Source organism: Rhodococcus sp. PvR099 (assembly GCF_017833315.1).
Lineage (GTDB): Bacteria > Actinomycetota > Actinomycetes > Mycobacteriales > Mycobacteriaceae > Rhodococcus_G > Rhodococcus_G oryzae.
In genome coordinates, this window is the sequence record NZ_JAFIBV010000001.1 from 4,001,994 (window position 1) to 4,017,199 (window position 15,206).

Genomic DNA, 15,206 nt, shown 5'->3' on the forward strand with positions numbered 1-15,206 from the left:
CATGGGTTGCTGACGCAACGACCCTCCTGTCACGGATAGTCCGTGGCCGTTTCACTAGTCCATAGGAGGTGATGAGGTCTTATGCGTCATTACGAATTGATGGTCATCCTTGACCCCAGCCTGGACGAGCGCACCGTCGCTCCGTCGCTGGATACGTTCCTCAATGTTGTTCGCCAGGACGGCGGCAGTGTCGACAAGGTCGACGTTTGGGGTAAGCGCCGTCTCGCCTACGAGATCGCCAAGCACAGCGAAGGCATCTACGCGGTGATCGACATCAACGCGACCCCTGCCACCGTGAACGAGCTGGATCGTCAGCTCGGCCTGAACGAGTCGGTGCTCCGCACCAAGGTTCTGCGCCACAACAAGTGATTTCTGTCTGCGCCTGGCCCTAGGCTCGGCGCAACAGGATTCCACACACTGCAGGAGGAACCCACATGGCAGGCGACACCGTGATCACCGTCATCGGAAACTTGACGGCTGATCCCGAGCTTCGATTCACCCCCGCGGGGGCCGCGGTTGCGAACTTCACCGTCGCATCGACGCCCCGCACCTTCGACCGTCAGTCCAATGAATGGAAAGACGGCGAGGCGCTCTTCATGCGCTGCAACATCTGGCGTGAGGCCGCAGAGAACGTTGCCGAGTCCCTGACTCGCGGTTCTCGGGTGATCGTGAGTGGACGGCTCAAGCAGCGGTCCTACGAGACTCGCGAGGGCGAGAAGCGCACTGTCATGGAACTCGAGGTCGACGAGATCGGCCCCTCGCTCAAGTACGCCACGGCCAAGGTCAACAAGGCCAACCGCGGTGGCGGCGGAGGCGGCGGAGGGTTCAGTTCCTCGGGCGGTTCGGGCGGCGGACGCCCGGCTGCCAACTCCGGCGGCGACGACCCGTGGGGCAGCGCCCCGCAGTCGTCCGGCTCGTTCGGTGGCTCCGGTGGTGGAAACGACGAACCCCCGTTCTGATCTCCGCTCTGGCGACAGCGCCGGGATCTGATGCGAACGAACATTGAAAGTACGGAGAAAGACAATGCCGAAGCCGCCGTTGCGCGACAAGGTGATGAAGAAGAAGGTCTGCTCCTTCTGTAAAGAGAAGAACACGCAGATCAACTACAAGGACACGACGCTGCTGCGTAAGTACGTCAGCGACCGCGGCAAGATCCGCGCGCGCCGTGTCACCGGCAACTGCGTCCAGCACCAGCGGGACGTGGCCGTTGCCGTGAAGAACTCGCGTGAGGTCGCTCTGCTTCCTTACGTCTCGACGGCTCGCTAAGGAAAGGGAAGACATGAAGCTGATCCTCACTGCAGACGTGGACAACCTCGGTGCGCCCGGCGACACCGTTGAGGTCAAGGACGGTTACGGCCGTAACTACCTGCTGCCCCGCGGTCTCGCGATCGTCGCCACCCGTGGCGCCGAGAAGCAGGTCGACGGCATCCGCCGTGCGCAGGAAGCCCGCGCCGTGCGCGGACTCGACCACGCCAAGGAGATCAAGGCCGCGATCGAGGGCCTCGAGAGCGTCTCGCTGACCGTCAAGACGGCCGGCGACACGGGCAAGCTGTTCGGCTCGGTCACCGCCGCCGACGTTGCCGGCGCCATCAAGGCCGCCGGTGGCCCTGTCGTCGACAAGCGCAGCCTCGAGCTGCCGAAGGCGCACATCAAGGCGACCGGCAAGCACGCCGTGGTTGTGAACCTGCACCCCGACGTCGTTGCCAAGTTCCACCTGAACGTGGTCGCCGGCTAGTCCGACCCACGTTCGCCCTCGGGGCCCCGCGGACCTATGGTCTGCGGGGCCCCGAGTCGTTGTGGATAACTTTCCGCGCGTTGTGACGGGGTCCCAAGACAAGCGTCCAGTTCGTGTGATCGATCACTGTGATGCAACTCATATTGCGAGGTCAGCGCGTTTCGGCAACACGCCCGGATGCCCAACCCGTGGGACACGCCGAAAGTATTTTCATCCACAGGTGTGTGAATAAGAAAAGGTACGATCACCTGCGCAGATGGGAAGTAGTCACACAGTTATCCTCAGGTTGTCCCCAGGGCGCTAACACTGGTCAACTGCGGTTTCCACAATTCATCCACAGTTGTGTACACAGCCCGTGTTGAACGAGCCGGTCCGGATGCCTAACGTCGTGCGCGCGCGTCCTGCGGCGGCTGTGCCGGACCCCGATTTCGGGGGTCGGGATCAACCTGTCGGTCCGGGCGCGTATGTATTGCGTGTGGACGCACCGGACGGCGTGGCCGACCGGGCGTCGAGGTTTGCGGGAGAGGACGGTTATCGCGTGGCGGTTGTCGATGATCGGGGTCACTCGGACTACTCGGAGCCGGCTGAGCCGCCCCGTGAGGATTTCGGGCGCCAGCCGCCACAGGACATGGCGGCCGAGCAGTCCGTGCTCGGCGGCATGCTGCTGAGCAAGGACGCGATCGCGGACGTGCTCGAGCGGCTGCGGCCCGGCGACTTCTACCGGCCCGCCCACCAGAACGTCTATGACGCGATCCTGGACCTGTACGCCCGCGGCGAGCCCGCCGACCCCGTGACCGTGTCGGCCGAGCTGGAGCGTCGTGGCGACCTGCGCCGGGTGGGCGGCGCGCCGTATCTGGTGACGCTCACCCAGACGGTGCCCACCGCCGCGAACGCCGGCTACTACGCCGAGATCGTCGCGGAGAAGTCGATCCTGCGCCGCCTGGTCGAGGCCGGCACCCGGATCGTGCAGTACGGCTACGCCGGGTCCGAGGGTCAGGACGTGGCCGAGGTGGTGGACCGCGCCCAGGCCGAGGTCTACGACGTCACCGAGCGCCGCACCAACGACGACTTCGTTGCGCTCGAGGAGCTGCTGCAGCCGACGATGGACGAGATCGACTCCATCGCCAGCCGCGGTGGTCTCTCGCTCGGCGTGCCCACCGGGTTCACAGAGCTCGACGAGGTCACCAATGGCCTGCACCCCGGGCAGATGATCATCGTCGCGGCCCGCCCCGGTGTCGGTAAGTCGACCATCGGAATGGACTTCCTGCGGTCCTGCTCGATCAAGCACGGCATGGCCAGCGTCATCTTCTCCCTCGAGATGGGAAAGACCGAGATCGTCATGCGTCTGCTGTCGGCGGAGGCGAAGATCAAGCTCGCCGACATGAAGTCCGGCAAGATGAACGACGAGGACTGGACCAAGCTGGCGCGGCGGATGAGCGAGATCAGCGAGGCGCCGCTGTTCATCGACGACTCCCCCAACCTGACCATGATGGAGATCCGCGCCAAGGCGCGCCGGCTCAAGCAGAAGCACGACATCAAGCTGATCGTGCTCGACTACCTGCAGCTGATGTCGTCCGGCAAGAAGGTCGAATCGCGTCAGCAGGAGGTCTCCGAGTTCTCCCGAAGCCTCAAGCTGCTGGCCAAGGAGCTCGAGGTCCCGGTGGTCGCGATCTGTCAGCTCAACCGTGGTCCCGAGCAGCGAACCGACAAGCGCCCCATGGTGTCCGACCTCCGCGAGTCCGGCTCGCTCGAGCAGGACGCCGACATGGTCATGCTGCTGCACCGGCCCGACGCCTTCGAGCGGGACGACCCGCGCGGCGGAGAGGCCGACATCATCCTGGGCAAGCACCGTGGTGGTCCCACGGCAACGATCACGGTCGCGCACCAGCTGCACCTGTCGCGGTTCGTGGACATGGCGCGGGGCTAGCCCTTTTGCTTGCTCCTCGGCGAGTCTGAGCGGTGAGCGTGTCGATGAGCTACGCGCGGTCAGCCTGATAGACGCGGGTTAGCCACCATAGGAATGGGTTTCGGCTAGATCGGGCTCCGCTTCTCTAGCATCGAGCGTCGACCCGAAGGGCTGCTCCTAGGCGATCGCTACGTTCGCCACCGTCGGTCGCTTCGGCGTTCGAGGCACCACACACCTGCGGTGCAGGCGGTGGTTTGCCCGACGGACACATTGCCTTTCGTTACTCAGGGGTGACCGAGCTGATCGTTCGGGAGTCGCAGTTCGCGATGTGTCTCAAGCGGCTGATCCGACCGACACCTAGAACGCCGACCTGCTGACAACTCGAAGGGTGCCGTCAGCAGGTGTCTGCGGACAGGCGGGGATAGCAGGACGTACACTGCTCACCTGAAATGTGATCGTCGATCACACGTTTGTACAGCCTTAGACAAGTCGAAATATCTCAGGTCGGAGCCCCCTTCTTCATGAGCAGCACAGGGCCGCAGGCGAATTACCAATGAAGACCGAGGCTATCGCACGGGCGTCGAGGCGGTGGCTCCAACGCTTCCGTGAACAGGTCGCCACTCGACGATCGTGGTTGATTGAACAAGCCGATCCCGGGAAAACGGGTCATCGTTCAGCAGCCGCTTGAGATCATCCAATGACGAAGAGTTGAACACTAAAAGCCCGCCGCTACCGTCGGTGAATGGGCCGGTACAAAGGGCTTGTCCTGTGGCAACCAGTTGAACAAGCCATTCGTTGTGGGCGGCCCGCACGCTCGCGCGGGCGTCCGCGAGAGCCCTGTCGTACCTGTACGTCACGGCGAAGATTGCCATCGCGATAGTGTCCTTCTGTTGAATTGCTGGTGCGTGTTAGGACGGCGCTGAAACGGGCTCGTGGGTGAATGCGTCCCGCGCATGCAACAGATCCGACGTGAGAATCGATCGGGCGATCGTGTCGGCCTGCAGCAATGTGCGTGAATTGACCCCTGGCCTCGCACCGATCGCTGTAACCCACTGGACGGATTCGATGGGTGGACCGTAGGTGTAGACATGGTTGTGCGGTGCGCCGTCGGCTTTAATCACCCGGAACAGCTTCTCGTCGACATCAATTCCACCTGTCTGATAGGGGTCGCTATCTATTGTGGGAATGCTGTGAGGCCTGCAGTCCTCAGATAAAAGCATCGAGCGAAGCAGCGGATCCGTGGTCGCACGGATGTCGTTCTTCGGCAAGAAGGCGTCGACCAATGCGCGCGTTTGGACCGCCGGCTCACACACGCTCGGTGACGATGCACGAAAGAAGCCGGCTTCGTCATCGATGTCGACGGTCATTTCGGGTCCTAGGAATGTGACGATTCCAGCCCGTTCGAGCGCAATGAGTTCGGCGATTCGGGAACGCGGGGGGCCTGACGCGATGAGGTTGTTCAGGCCGCTGAACCAATCGTCGATATCTCGGCGGTAGGAGTCGCCGTTCAGTCCTCGATGCGAGATGATCTGACGGACCTCATCTCTCAGGTCTCGCATGATCGCGCCGACAGCCTTGAGAGCATTGCTCGTTGGGCCCTCCTCGGACGCGGCGTAGTCTACACACAGCCTCTGGTGCACCCAGTCCGTGTAGTCCGCTCGTGATGGGAAGCTCCTGCCGGATGCAGGGCGGTCGATTGCATTCCAATCGAGCCGATCTTTTGGATTTGGAATGAGATGCGCGATCGTTCGCCGTATCTCGGGATGCCCCCATTGATGTGTGGACAGAACTGCCCAAATCTCTTGTACTGCAGTCGGATCGTCTACCAATAGGGTGCTGTAGAAGACCCAGGCAGTCTCCTTCTGCACAAGTGGCCAGACGTCGCGACGGAAGTCAGCACCGCCGGATCGGACCATGCTCCTGAACTCGCGGATGACCTCCGCGGTTATGAACTGCGGCTGGTATCGCTCGGTGTTCTCTTCCTCATGCTCGGCGCGCGCAAGATATGGCACTCCTCGGCCGGAACCAGCTAGCAATACCGGTTCTTGGCCGGATCGGATGTACCGCAGCCCGTCAGAAACATCGCTGACGAACCGACCTCCCCTCCCCGCGGTGAGTAGGGTGACGTAGTCGAAGAAGTTCAGACCCATCCCGTTGAGAATTACAGGCTCGCGAGCTGGAATCTGTTCGAGATCGATCTCCGAAGCGTTGGCGGGTGGAACATAGGTCAGCCCTAGGCGCCGTGCGGTGGCTGCGTAGCGTTCAGACCTTGCAGTGGGCTGCGTGTCGAAATGCCCAACAGCGAGTATCACGGCGTCGGCGTTGATGCTCTTTCTGCTACTGAGCTCAAGTGTGTACTTTTGGCCCTTCTGCGCGAACGCGACCGCCGAACAGCGGTGAAGGACGACGCTGACATTGTCGGGCGCGCGATCGATGATGTGCCGGATTGCCCACTGAAGGTATTCACCTTGCATCGGTCGCGTTGGGTACGACCACGGAAGGGTCCGCGCCGCTTCCAGAAGGATTTCCTCCCTCCTCGCGGCAATATTGCCCGTTGCAACACCTTTCGCCCACTGATAGTGGCTTGGTCCAGGAACAATAGGGCCCACACACTTCACGGAGGGATCGGTGAAGACGGTGATGTCCGATGCCACGGTGTTCATCAGCAGCGCTTGGGGTTGATCGGTGTGCCAGATCCTGCCGGCCCCGGCGGGGAACGGGTCGATGAGGTGGATGGTGATCGGTGAATCTGCTGGAATGTCAGTCACATTCGAGCAAAGCCGCTCAAGCGCGATGGTCCCCCGTGGACCAGCGCCGACGATGACTATCTCGACACTGTGCATGCAACCCCCTGATGGCGCCGCTGCGCGCCGATGCGCGCAGTGCTGACGATTGGTGCATGGTCGACTGGGGCGATCCAAAATCAGCCCACAGGACATCGGGGGCGCGTAACCGCGCCTCTGCAATCGACAGCTTGCGGGACATTGCGACTGTTGTCAACGTTTGAATCGAACACCCGGACAAATCAGGCAGATGTTGTGGAGGATGGACCATCGTCATCATCTTGCGTTAGCTCAACCTGATAGCGTTCAGCCGATTTTCGGTGGGGATGCTTCAAAAATCAACATTGGCAGGGGAACCGTGATGACTATTGGTGACAGTGGGTTCGAGACTTCGATGAAAGCGTACGGGCGCCCGACTGGACAGTGATCGATGCTCAAGTGCCTGGCAACGAACTGGTACTCGCTCACCGGTTGTGCGCCGTCCAGGGGAGGTCTGCAGCTCGCCTTCGCCCCGCTCGGTTCGCTGCTTCTGCGGTCAATCTTGCGCGGCGGGCAACGGAATCTCGGATGGACATCGACTTTGTGACTGTGCGACGAGGCGAGCGGGAGCGACAGCTTGCTCGCATAGTTCGTGGGATGGGTGGCGCAGTCCACTCGGTCGCTGTGTGGGCCGGGCCAGCGTCGGTAGAGCCGCCGCCCGCACCGAAGGTGGGGGCCTGGACGTGGGTTCTTGACCGCCAGGCCACCTACTGGACGGATGAGCTGTTTGACTTGTACGGCATCCAACGTGGGGCTTCGCGGTACCACGCAGTCCACGAGTTTCTGCAGATGCTGGGTCCGGAAGACGCAATCGACGCGGCCAGACTGCTCATCGAGGCCAACCGTGCCGAGGAAGATTGCCTACTCGGGCAGTCCTTCTCGATCCAAACCCCAGACAAATCGGTGCGACGACTCCACGCCTACGGCCGGATCGTCAAGTCGCGGGATTCAGGAAAATTGTTTCGGGGTACGAGCATCGATGTGACCAGTTTCGAGCCTGCTGGGTCACAACGACGCTCGATCCTTGGCATGGTGTTCGACGATGCCTCCGGGTTACACTCCGCTTTGGTTGATCTGCCGAGCCTTCGTCTGCTGCGGTGGGTCAGCCGCGGCCTGCCCGATATCTGGTGGCCGACGAGTGGGGACCTTCGCGAATCAGTGATGATTGATCCAATCTGCGAAGAACTGTTGTACCCCAACAGTATTGCGCGCCTACCGCCGATGCAAGCTCAGTCTATACCCGTTCGACTCAAGAGAGTTGACGGTCGATTTCTACGCGCAGAGATGCGTGTTCAGATCCTTGGAGAGCCGTCACACTCGACGCCGGCTTTGGTCGTGTTTCAACGATTCTGACGAGCAGTCCCAAAGATCTCCTTGACAGTCCCACGTCAATTCCAGATAGATTGTCACTGCCCATCGAACGATGGAGAGTCCCGGAACGCGCCAAGATGCCGCCGGTCGACCGCGTATGGAATTCCAATCGGATGAGTGCGATACCTGATGGTTTCGCACTCAATGCACTGCTGACGGCACTTCGTAGCCATGGCCAACGTGGCGATCCGTAGCCGCCGTCACCTCCGATGCCCGCGACCTGAACGAGGGGGACCATTGAAGGCCGATGCCACCAATACATCCGGACAGATTAGTTCCATTGCGGCGCTGGCCGACCCACGCGAGAGCATGCGGCGGCTCCCCGCTGTGATGCAGACTCCCTTGACGCTTCTTACAGGCAAGCCGTACACCGGCCAGCCGACCATCGGTCTCAGTGCGAGCTTTCACGTCGTGGGAGCGTGTACCAGCATGATGATCGGGCTTGTCGTTACAGGCGCGGGGCTGATTGAGGGGGGCGCATGGATCCTCCTGTTCCTGCCAGGAGTTGCGGTCACCCTTCACGGAATGCGGAACGTCCGCATGATGGTGCTCCATCAGGCAGCGCACAAAAACCTCTTCAATCGGCCCAAGCTCGACGAGGTCATCGGGAGAACCTGCGCCGCAGTCCTGCTGGTGCAAAACTTCACTCGATACAGCAGTGAGCACACGGGCGATCATCACTCACGGCACCACATGACACTTCGTGATCCAACAGTCCAGGCTTTCCTAATCGGCCTTGAGCTCGAACCGGGTATGTCGCGCAAGGCTATGTGGCGCCGCGTTCTCCGCAAGTTGGTCTCGCCACGGTTCCACGCGGTCTTCGGAATAAGTCGGATCCGGTCGTTCTGGACAGGAGCAGACGGGATCGATCGAGCAATCGCCGTTGCGGTCTATACCTGTGCGGCTCTGGTCGCAACGCTTACTGGTGGCTGGTCAGTGTTCATCGTCGGATGGCTTGTTCCACTGTTCCCGCTCTTCCAAATTTCAAACACGCTCAGGCTGTGCGTCAAGCACACGTTCCCCGCGCAGGGGGCAGAAACGATCACAGGAAAGGAACGGATGGCGTCTCTGACTAACGCCATTTTTCTAGGCGAGGCTCTGCCGGCGCGCGGATCCGGTTGGCCAGCCCAAGCATTCGGATGGGCTCGTTGGTGCACAAGGATGATGTTCCTTCATCTTCCAGCCAGATATCTCGTACTGACAGGCGACACCGTGTGTCACGATTTTCATCATCGACACCCACGGCACAAGGCATGGTTCAACTACATCAGTGCCCGCGAACTCGACAGTGCGTCGCCAGGACCGGGCTGGCCCCTCTATACGGAGGTATGGGGCCTGGGCAACGCAATCAGCTATGTCTTCGATTCGCTGAACCGCGCTGACATAACTGTGTTCGACCGCAGGCAGATCGAGCGCGTCAGCTCGCGAGCACTCTTCACCGCTTTCGATGACTAGTCACAAGAACCCATTGAGTTTCCGTTTAGGAGAAGCCATGCTCACACCGAAAACGTCCCGTCGAACTGTGATCCTCGGCGTGGCCGCCAGCGATGCCCACGCGGTTGCAAACCACCTGATAGCCCACGAACTTGATGAATGCGGCTACTACGTGGTCAATCTGGGTGTCTGCACCCCTATCGCGGAGTTCGCCGCCGCCGCTCGCGAGCACCCCCGCGCTGTGGCGATCTTGATCGGCAGCCTCAACGGACATGCGCACGAGGACCTGCGCGAACTGGCGAAAGTGAAGGAGGTCGGTGAGATTACCTGCCCCGTGATCGTTGGGGGGAATCTGTCGGTTGGCAGCGCCAAGTCTGCAGATTCCGTCGAGAGGCTCTACGCGCTGGGCGTTGATTACGTGCTCGACGATGCCTCGCAGATCGTGGGTCTACTAACGCAGCTGTGCGAGGAAGCCACCGGTTCGGTGAGGAACGTGTCCTGACCGCGTTGGGTGGAGGTGCGGCACGTGGTTATCTGACAGCATCCGTTGTATCTGACCTGCCGCCGATGGACCATTCAGTCCGGTACATCAATACTTTAGGTAAGGCCTCGGTCCACGATGTTCTGACCGTCGCTGCACGGGAGCGATCCCTCGCGATCCAGCCCCGCTGCGGCGTCGGATCGCACGAGCACATGAGGCAACTACTCGACGATATTGCCAATCGGGCGGCTCCGGATGTGCTGTCACTGACTATAGATTCGCATACTCGCCTGCAGCGATTCGACAGTGCACTGAGGTGCCTGAACACGCGACCGGAGTCACTCAACGGGTATCCGTTGGTGACCCATGGGTGGCGTCGCGGCCGCGAGTTGAACGAGGGAGCGAATGCCCCACTTGAGATTCGGCACGGTTCACCGGATGCCAGAATTCTCTTCGATGTCGCCATAGCAAGCGGAATCACCTCGTTCGAAGGTGGCGGGATCTCGTACAACCTGCCCTACTCCAAGGACGTTCCCCTGGATGTGTCCCTTTCCGCGTGGCGTGAGGTCGATCGGAAGTGCGGCCGTCTTGCCGATCACGGAGTGGTCGTGGATCGCGAACTCTTCGGAACCTTGACCGCAGTGCTTGTCCCACCGTCGATCAGCCTCGCTATTAGCTTCGTCGAGGCCGTATGGCAGCGCAGGACGGGGTCAAGTGCATTTCGGTGGCCTATCCGCAGGGAGGCAACTTGGAACAGGATGTTGCTGCGCTACAGGCGATCCCGATTCTCGCCCGCAGGTACCTACCCGCGGACGTCGCCGTGTTCCCAGTGCTGCACGAGTTCATGGGCGCCTTCCCTCACAGTCGGTCGGGCGCGGAGTCACTTATTCTCTACGGCGCGTTTGCAGCTCGCCTCGGTGGAGCGACAAAACTGATCACAAAGACCTACCAGGAGGCGTTCGGCATTCCGGATACCGAGGCAAATGCTGCAGGCATAAGGCTGGCGCGGATGGCAACTTCTCCTCTGTTTGACTTTGTCAACTACGACGTCGAGCGGTGCATGGACGAGCGTGATTGGATACTTGACGAGGTGGACGAACTCCTGTCGCCTGTTTTTTCGGCATCTGATCTGATGGATGCGGTGACCGGAGCATTTGCAAAGGGCACGTTGGACATCCCATTCAGCGCGAGTCGGCATGCGAAGTCCGCGGTAGTCCCCAGGCGCGATCCAAACGGCGCGATCCGGTATCTCAACGCAGGTCACCTCGGCCTGTCCGAGATGACACGCCGCCGCAATCGCGACCTCATCGGCTCGATGGACGGTCGGGTGGCGTCCCCGCCACTTAGCTTGTTCAATTCATTGAAAGCTGACATTAGCTTCTTCGTCACGATGCTCGACGGTCCTGGTTCGGTTCCGGAGGCCGGTGTTGAGAAATGATCGGCGGCAGTATCATAGGGATCTTCACAGCAGAGATCGCGAGCGCTGAAATGACGGCGCACGAATCGGTGACTCTGCAAGCCGGCCTCGGCATCCTCGGAGACCGGTACGCAACGGGCTTGGGTCACTACTCTGGTCGCCCACACCCTGATCGGCAGGTCACCATCATCGAGGTCGAGGTATTGGAGGCCATCCGGAACGAAACGGGAATCGAGCTCGCTCCGTCGGAAACCCGTCAACCTCGTGTCGGAAGGCACCCGTCTCGACAGGCTGGTCGGACGGAAATTCAAGATCGGGGAGTGTCTGTTATATGCGGGCCGGCGCAACACGCCTTGCGCGTACCTCGAGCGCCTTGTCGATTTGCCCGTGATGCTGCCGCTTATGGGCCGATCCGGAATCAACTGTCGGGTACTCGCTGGCGGTCAACTCAATCTTGGGGATGACGTGATCGCCAGTGAGTAAGCGGCTGTTGATCAAATCGGTGGTCACCAAGATCGACCGCCCGACGGCATCAGTGACGTTCTTACACTTCGCACCTGTTCACCGATCCCAGTTTCCGCTGTACAAAGCAGGCGCACACACCGTCGTTCGCCTGCACGATGGCATGATGCGGCCGTACAGCCTCTGCGGCGACCCCCCTCAATCCGAGTGGCGGATCGCGGTGCATGGACGCAACACACCTGGATCGGTTTCGCATCGGATAACTAACGACATCGCCGAAGGCGACTACCTCTATCTGTCATACCCGCAGGAGAAGTTTGGACTGGCCGTCACCGCGGCCCGTCACCGGTTCATCGCAGGCGGCATCGGCATCACTCCGATCCTGGCGATGCTCTATGCGCTGCACCACGATTCGTCCATCGTCACACCTAGGCTGCACTACTTCGCACGCTCCCGCAGTGACTGCCTCTTCTTGGACGAGCTGGAACAGCTGAACGTCGATGTTCACCTACATTATTCGACCGATCAGGGTCGCCCAGATGTGCGTGACGTGGCCAACGAGCCGGAGTCAGGCGAGCATCTGTACTACTGCGGTCCGCCCACCATGATGGAGGCGCTCGACCAAACAGCGCACGCTTGGCGCGGTCGAGTTCATTCGGAGGGATTTACCGCCAAACAAGGACTTGGGCTGGGAAGTTGGGGAAGTGACTTTGAGGTTGCGTTGACGAATGCGGGACGGAGGATCAGCGTCGGCTCCGACGAGACCACCTTGCAGGCCCTTCTCAAGGCGGGCATCCGAATCGACTATGCCTGCGAGGGGGGAATCTGCGGAACGTGCGTCGTTGACGTTGACGTTGACAACCCTGCGGACGTCGATCATCGCGATCACTGCCTCACTGAGCAGGAACGCACAACGACGATGGCTCCGTGCGTCTCCCGAGGCCGGGGGACGATTCGGCTGCGTCTGTGACAGCGATGACGGCCGTGCGGCTCCGATCATCACCGACCTCGACTCGGAACGTATCGCCAGCTCAGCATCGCGATCGTCACGAAGCACACGACTATCAGGAGGATGCCGACCCTAGCGCCGGCCACAGGATCGGAAAGCACGAGACATAGGCCCAGCATCGCGACGCCGATTGCCATACCGACCTGCCGGGAGGTGTTAAGTACACCTGATGCGAGCCCGGCGTAGTGCGGATCGGCGGCCGCCATCGCAGCGCCATTGCAGCTGGGCCCGAACAAACCGCATCCCAACCCGACCACGGACGTGCCGGCGAGCAGGAGCGGCCAGGTGGACTGGTCGCCGATCGACAGGCACAGGACGCCACCACCAGCGGCCAAGACTGATCCGACGATGAGCAGCCATCGCATCCCGCGGCCCGCCCAAATCCGGTTGAGCACAAGCGTGGCGAACGTCCACAGTGCCGCAAAAGGGACGAAGAACAGGCCAGTGCTCAGGGCATCAAGACCCCATTGCGTTTGCAGGAAGATCGCTAACATGAATTGCAGGCCATACGCGCCGAACTGGAACGCGAACCCGTTTGCAATCGACGCGGTGAATGCTGCGCGCTGGAACATGGCGGGCGGAAGGACGGGCGCCGCGACACGGGACTCCACCCCAACGAACGCTACCAATGTGGTTACGGCTGCCAGTAGCAGTGTCAGAGTTACAGCATGGGTCCATCCACGCTCCCCGGCTTCGATCAGGCCGCCGACGAGCAGACTGAGGCCGCCGATCGCGAGGAACTGTCCGAGCCAGTCGAAGGAGTCGTCATCCCTGCGGTCGGTCTCGATAATGTGGCGGAACGCGAGCCGTAGGGCGAGTACACCGATGGGGACATTGATCAAGAATATTGACCGCCAACCCAACGCCTCGGTAAGAAGACCACCGCAAATCGGTCCCGCCACCAGTGCGATTCCACCCGTCGCGCCCCAGACAGTGATCGCCTTGGCACGCTCGACCGGGTCTGGGTAGGTGCGGGCGATGATTGCCAGGGTTGTTGGTAGGACACCTGCGGCGAAGATGCCCTGAATGCACCGGAACAGAATCAGCAGTTGAAGATTCGGACTGAGTGCACACACGAGTGAGGCGACGGTGAAACCCGCCAGTGACGATATGAAGACCCTTCGTGCGCCGATCCTGTCGGAGAGCACTCCCGCGGTGAGCAGCAGACTCGCGAGCGGGATCGTGTAAATGTTCACTAACCACTGCAGGGAGGCCATCGAACCATCGATGTCCGCTCGAATCGAGGGCAGCGCGATGTTGAGGGCGCTGCCGTCGAGCAGAATCATGAAGAATCCCAGGCAAATCCCGATCAGCGCCGCGCGCGAGCTCCGAGGTCGGCTGCTCGAGTGTGGCATCGGCGGTGTCCTCGATGAAGCATGCGGTGTTGCATCGGTTCCGTTGATCGGTTCCATGGTCGCTCCCCCGTAGTCGCGGAGTTGTACTAGTAGGTACAACTCGCGACTACTGTACCTATTACTAGGTACACTCGTGATATGAGCGCCGCTGACCGCCTCGTGGAGAGCATGCAAACCCTGCTGTGGGAACGCGGGTACACCGCCACCAGTCCCCGTGCGGTTCAAGAACTTGCCGAGGCCGGACAAGGCAGCATGTACCACCATTTTTCAGGGAAAGCCGCCCTTGCGGTGACAGCCGAGCACAGGATGTGCGAAGAGCTCCGCGACCAAATCCTTGGCCGCCTGGAGAGCGGTGCGACGGCACGCGAGAAGATCGCAGCCTTCCTGACTGTGGACGAGAACGTCCTGCGTGGCTGCCGACTCGGCCGGCTGGTACAGGACGCGGCGGTCGTCAACGACGAACACCTCCGTGAGCCGATCGCCACGATGTTCGAGTGGATCCAAATCCAGATTCGTGACGTGTTGAACGAGGGCGTCTCGTCCGGGGACCTTCCCGCCGAACTTGACATCGAAACGCTCGCTGCGACGATTCTCGCAGTCCGTCAGGGTGCCTATGTCCTGGCGCGTGGCGCGCAGTCCGCCGAGCCGTTCCGTCGTGCGACCGAGGGAATACTGCAACTTCTGCCGGTAAGCCAACGTGAGGCGACGAGAATCCGATAAGGCTAGTCGGTTCATCTCCCTTGTCCCGGAAGGTGTATCAGGCGCCCGGTGAAGGGGTCTGCATTCGCCGATTAGCAGCGGAGTAGGGGCCTCGAGGTCGCCTCATATCGTCGGTCAACTAGAAATTGGCCACGCGACCGCAACAAGTTTGCGGTCCGTTGGCTCAGTGGTTTCCCCTTGTGGACCACGCAGGCCACTCGCTGCGCACCGTCACATCCTGTGATGAACCCACAGAAACGGAAGGCGGATTTAACCGGTCGATGCAACACCCTGATGATGGAGGTGTTGATGGGCAGGCCGGCTGCGTGGATGTCCGCGCACTGATCGTGCGACTGCGAGTGCCGGGGGCACTCTGTTCGTGACGCCGCAGGGGACCAGCACCAACCGGCAAGCTACCGCGATGTCCCCTTCTACTCGACTGGAAGGCACTCGACGACGAGGAGCCGACGCATGGCCTAGCGGCTGAACGACGAGGGGAAGCGGCTGCCGGACTT

At 61.2% G+C, this 15,206-nt stretch carries 14 protein-coding genes and 1 pseudogene; 12 read left to right on the forward strand and 3 right to left on the reverse strand.

Annotated elements, in window-relative coordinates; translation table 11 throughout:
* Positions 1–81: 81 nt before the first annotated feature.
* The 5 genes from rpsF (at position 82) to dnaB (ending at position 3,662) form a co-directional block, all read left to right on the forward strand.
* Positions 82–369 (forward strand): 30S ribosomal protein S6, encoded by a 288-nt coding sequence (rpsF, locus tag JOE46_RS18395; RefSeq protein ID WP_027502097.1) that lies wholly within the window; start codon positions 82–84, stop codon positions 367–369.
* Between the two features lie 65 nt (positions 370–434).
* Positions 435–959 (forward strand): single-stranded DNA-binding protein, encoded by a 525-nt coding sequence (locus JOE46_RS18400; RefSeq protein ID WP_097210828.1) that lies wholly within the window; start codon positions 435–437, stop codon positions 957–959.
* A gap of 64 nt (positions 960–1,023) precedes the next feature.
* Positions 1,024–1,266 carry a 30S ribosomal protein S18 gene (gene rpsR / locus JOE46_RS18405; protein WP_027502095.1) on the forward strand — a complete coding sequence of 81 codons (243 nt, stop codon included), beginning with the start codon at positions 1,024–1,026 and terminating at the stop codon, positions 1,264–1,266.
* A gap of 13 nt (positions 1,267–1,279) precedes the next feature.
* Entirely contained in the window at positions 1,280–1,735 is a 456-nt protein-coding gene (gene rplI, locus JOE46_RS18410; protein ID WP_097210829.1) for a 50S ribosomal protein L9, read from the forward strand.
* Between the two features lie 538 nt (positions 1,736–2,273).
* Positions 2,274–3,662: a replicative DNA helicase gene (dnaB, locus tag JOE46_RS18415; RefSeq protein ID WP_077043362.1), complete on the forward strand. Its 1,389-nt coding sequence runs from the start codon at positions 2,274–2,276 to the stop codon at positions 3,660–3,662.
* Between the two features lie 545 nt (positions 3,663–4,207).
* Here dnaB and JOE46_RS18420 read toward each other — a convergent pair.
* Both JOE46_RS18420 and JOE46_RS18425 read right to left on the reverse strand, forming a co-directional pair.
* Entirely contained in the window at positions 4,208–4,513 is a 306-nt protein-coding gene (locus tag JOE46_RS18420) for a YciI family protein (RefSeq protein ID WP_209928049.1), read from the reverse strand.
* Positions 4,514–4,549: 36 nt separating this feature from the next.
* The gene (locus JOE46_RS18425) at positions 4,550–6,484 is read right to left on the reverse strand and encodes an FAD/NAD(P)-binding domain-containing protein (RefSeq protein ID WP_209928051.1); all 1,935 of its coding nucleotides are present in this window, start codon (positions 6,482–6,484) and stop codon (positions 4,550–4,552) included.
* Between the two features lie 576 nt (positions 6,485–7,060).
* Here JOE46_RS18425 and JOE46_RS18430 point away from each other — a divergent pair.
* The 6 genes and pseudogenes from JOE46_RS18430 to JOE46_RS26570 all read left to right on the forward strand — a co-directional run bounded on the left by JOE46_RS18430 (position 7,061) and on the right by JOE46_RS26570 (position 12,598).
* Positions 7,061–7,816 carry a hypothetical protein gene (locus JOE46_RS18430; RefSeq protein WP_374102903.1) on the forward strand — a complete coding sequence of 252 codons (756 nt, stop codon included), beginning with the start codon at positions 7,061–7,063 and terminating at the stop codon, positions 7,814–7,816.
* Between the two features lie 255 nt (positions 7,817–8,071).
* Positions 8,072–9,289 (forward strand): fatty acid desaturase, encoded by a 1,218-nt coding sequence (locus tag JOE46_RS18435; RefSeq protein WP_209928053.1) that lies wholly within the window; start codon positions 8,072–8,074, stop codon positions 9,287–9,289.
* A gap of 37 nt (positions 9,290–9,326) precedes the next feature.
* Positions 9,327–9,770 carry a cobalamin-dependent protein gene (locus JOE46_RS18440; protein WP_209928054.1) on the forward strand — a complete coding sequence of 148 codons (444 nt, stop codon included), beginning with the start codon at positions 9,327–9,329 and terminating at the stop codon, positions 9,768–9,770.
* Between the two features lie 65 nt (positions 9,771–9,835).
* Positions 9,836–11,187 (forward strand): annotated as a pseudogene (locus tag JOE46_RS26565) (hypothetical protein).
* A gap of 243 nt (positions 11,188–11,430) precedes the next feature.
* Complete coding sequence (locus JOE46_RS27145) at positions 11,431–11,649, forward strand: hypothetical protein (RefSeq protein WP_374102904.1); 219 nt, start codon at positions 11,431–11,433, stop codon at positions 11,647–11,649.
* Entirely contained in the window at positions 11,642–12,598 is a 957-nt protein-coding gene (locus JOE46_RS26570; protein ID WP_209928058.1) for a PDR/VanB family oxidoreductase, read from the forward strand. The genes JOE46_RS27145 and JOE46_RS26570 overlap by 8 nt, the downstream gene beginning before the upstream one ends.
* 29 nt (positions 12,599–12,627) lie before the next feature.
* Here JOE46_RS26570 and JOE46_RS18460 read toward each other — a convergent pair whose 3' ends face one another.
* Entirely contained in the window at positions 12,628–14,049 is a 1,422-nt protein-coding gene (locus JOE46_RS18460) for an MFS transporter (protein WP_209928059.1), read from the reverse strand.
* Between the two features lie 81 nt (positions 14,050–14,130).
* Here JOE46_RS18460 and JOE46_RS18465 point away from each other — a divergent pair, with 81 nt between their 5' ends.
* Positions 14,131–14,712 (forward strand): TetR/AcrR family transcriptional regulator, encoded by a 582-nt coding sequence (locus tag JOE46_RS18465; RefSeq protein WP_209928060.1) that lies wholly within the window; start codon positions 14,131–14,133, stop codon positions 14,710–14,712.
* Positions 14,713–15,206: the final 494 nt, after the last annotated feature.

What these genes read in the sequence shown, in the direction of transcription:
- rpsF (WP_027502097.1), top strand. Translation starts at nt 82, where the DNA reads ATGCGTCATTACGAATTGATGGTCATCCTTGACCCCAGCCTGGACGAG.
- JOE46_RS18425 (WP_209928051.1), bottom strand. Translation starts at nt 6,484, where the DNA reads ATGCACAGTGTCGAGATAGTCATCGTCGGCGCTGGTCCACGGGGGACC.
- JOE46_RS18465 (WP_209928060.1), top strand. Translation starts at nt 14,131, where the DNA reads ATGAGCGCCGCTGACCGCCTCGTGGAGAGCATGCAAACCCTGCTGTGG.
- rplI (WP_097210829.1), top strand. Translation starts at nt 1,280, where the DNA reads ATGAAGCTGATCCTCACTGCAGACGTGGACAACCTCGGTGCGCCCGGC.
- JOE46_RS18460 (WP_209928059.1), bottom strand. Translation starts at nt 14,049, where the DNA reads ATGGAACCGATCAACGGAACCGATGCAACACCGCATGCTTCATCGAGG.
- JOE46_RS18440 (WP_209928054.1), top strand. Translation starts at nt 9,327, where the DNA reads ATGCTCACACCGAAAACGTCCCGTCGAACTGTGATCCTCGGCGTGGCC.
- JOE46_RS18400 (WP_097210828.1), top strand. Translation starts at nt 435, where the DNA reads ATGGCAGGCGACACCGTGATCACCGTCATCGGAAACTTGACGGCTGAT.
- JOE46_RS18420 (WP_209928049.1), bottom strand. Translation starts at nt 4,513, where the DNA reads ATGGCAATCTTCGCCGTGACGTACAGGTACGACAGGGCTCTCGCGGAC.
- JOE46_RS18430 (WP_374102903.1), top strand. Translation starts at nt 7,061, where the DNA reads ATGGGTGGCGCAGTCCACTCGGTCGCTGTGTGGGCCGGGCCAGCGTCG.
- rpsR (WP_027502095.1), top strand. Translation starts at nt 1,024, where the DNA reads ATGCCGAAGCCGCCGTTGCGCGACAAGGTGATGAAGAAGAAGGTCTGC.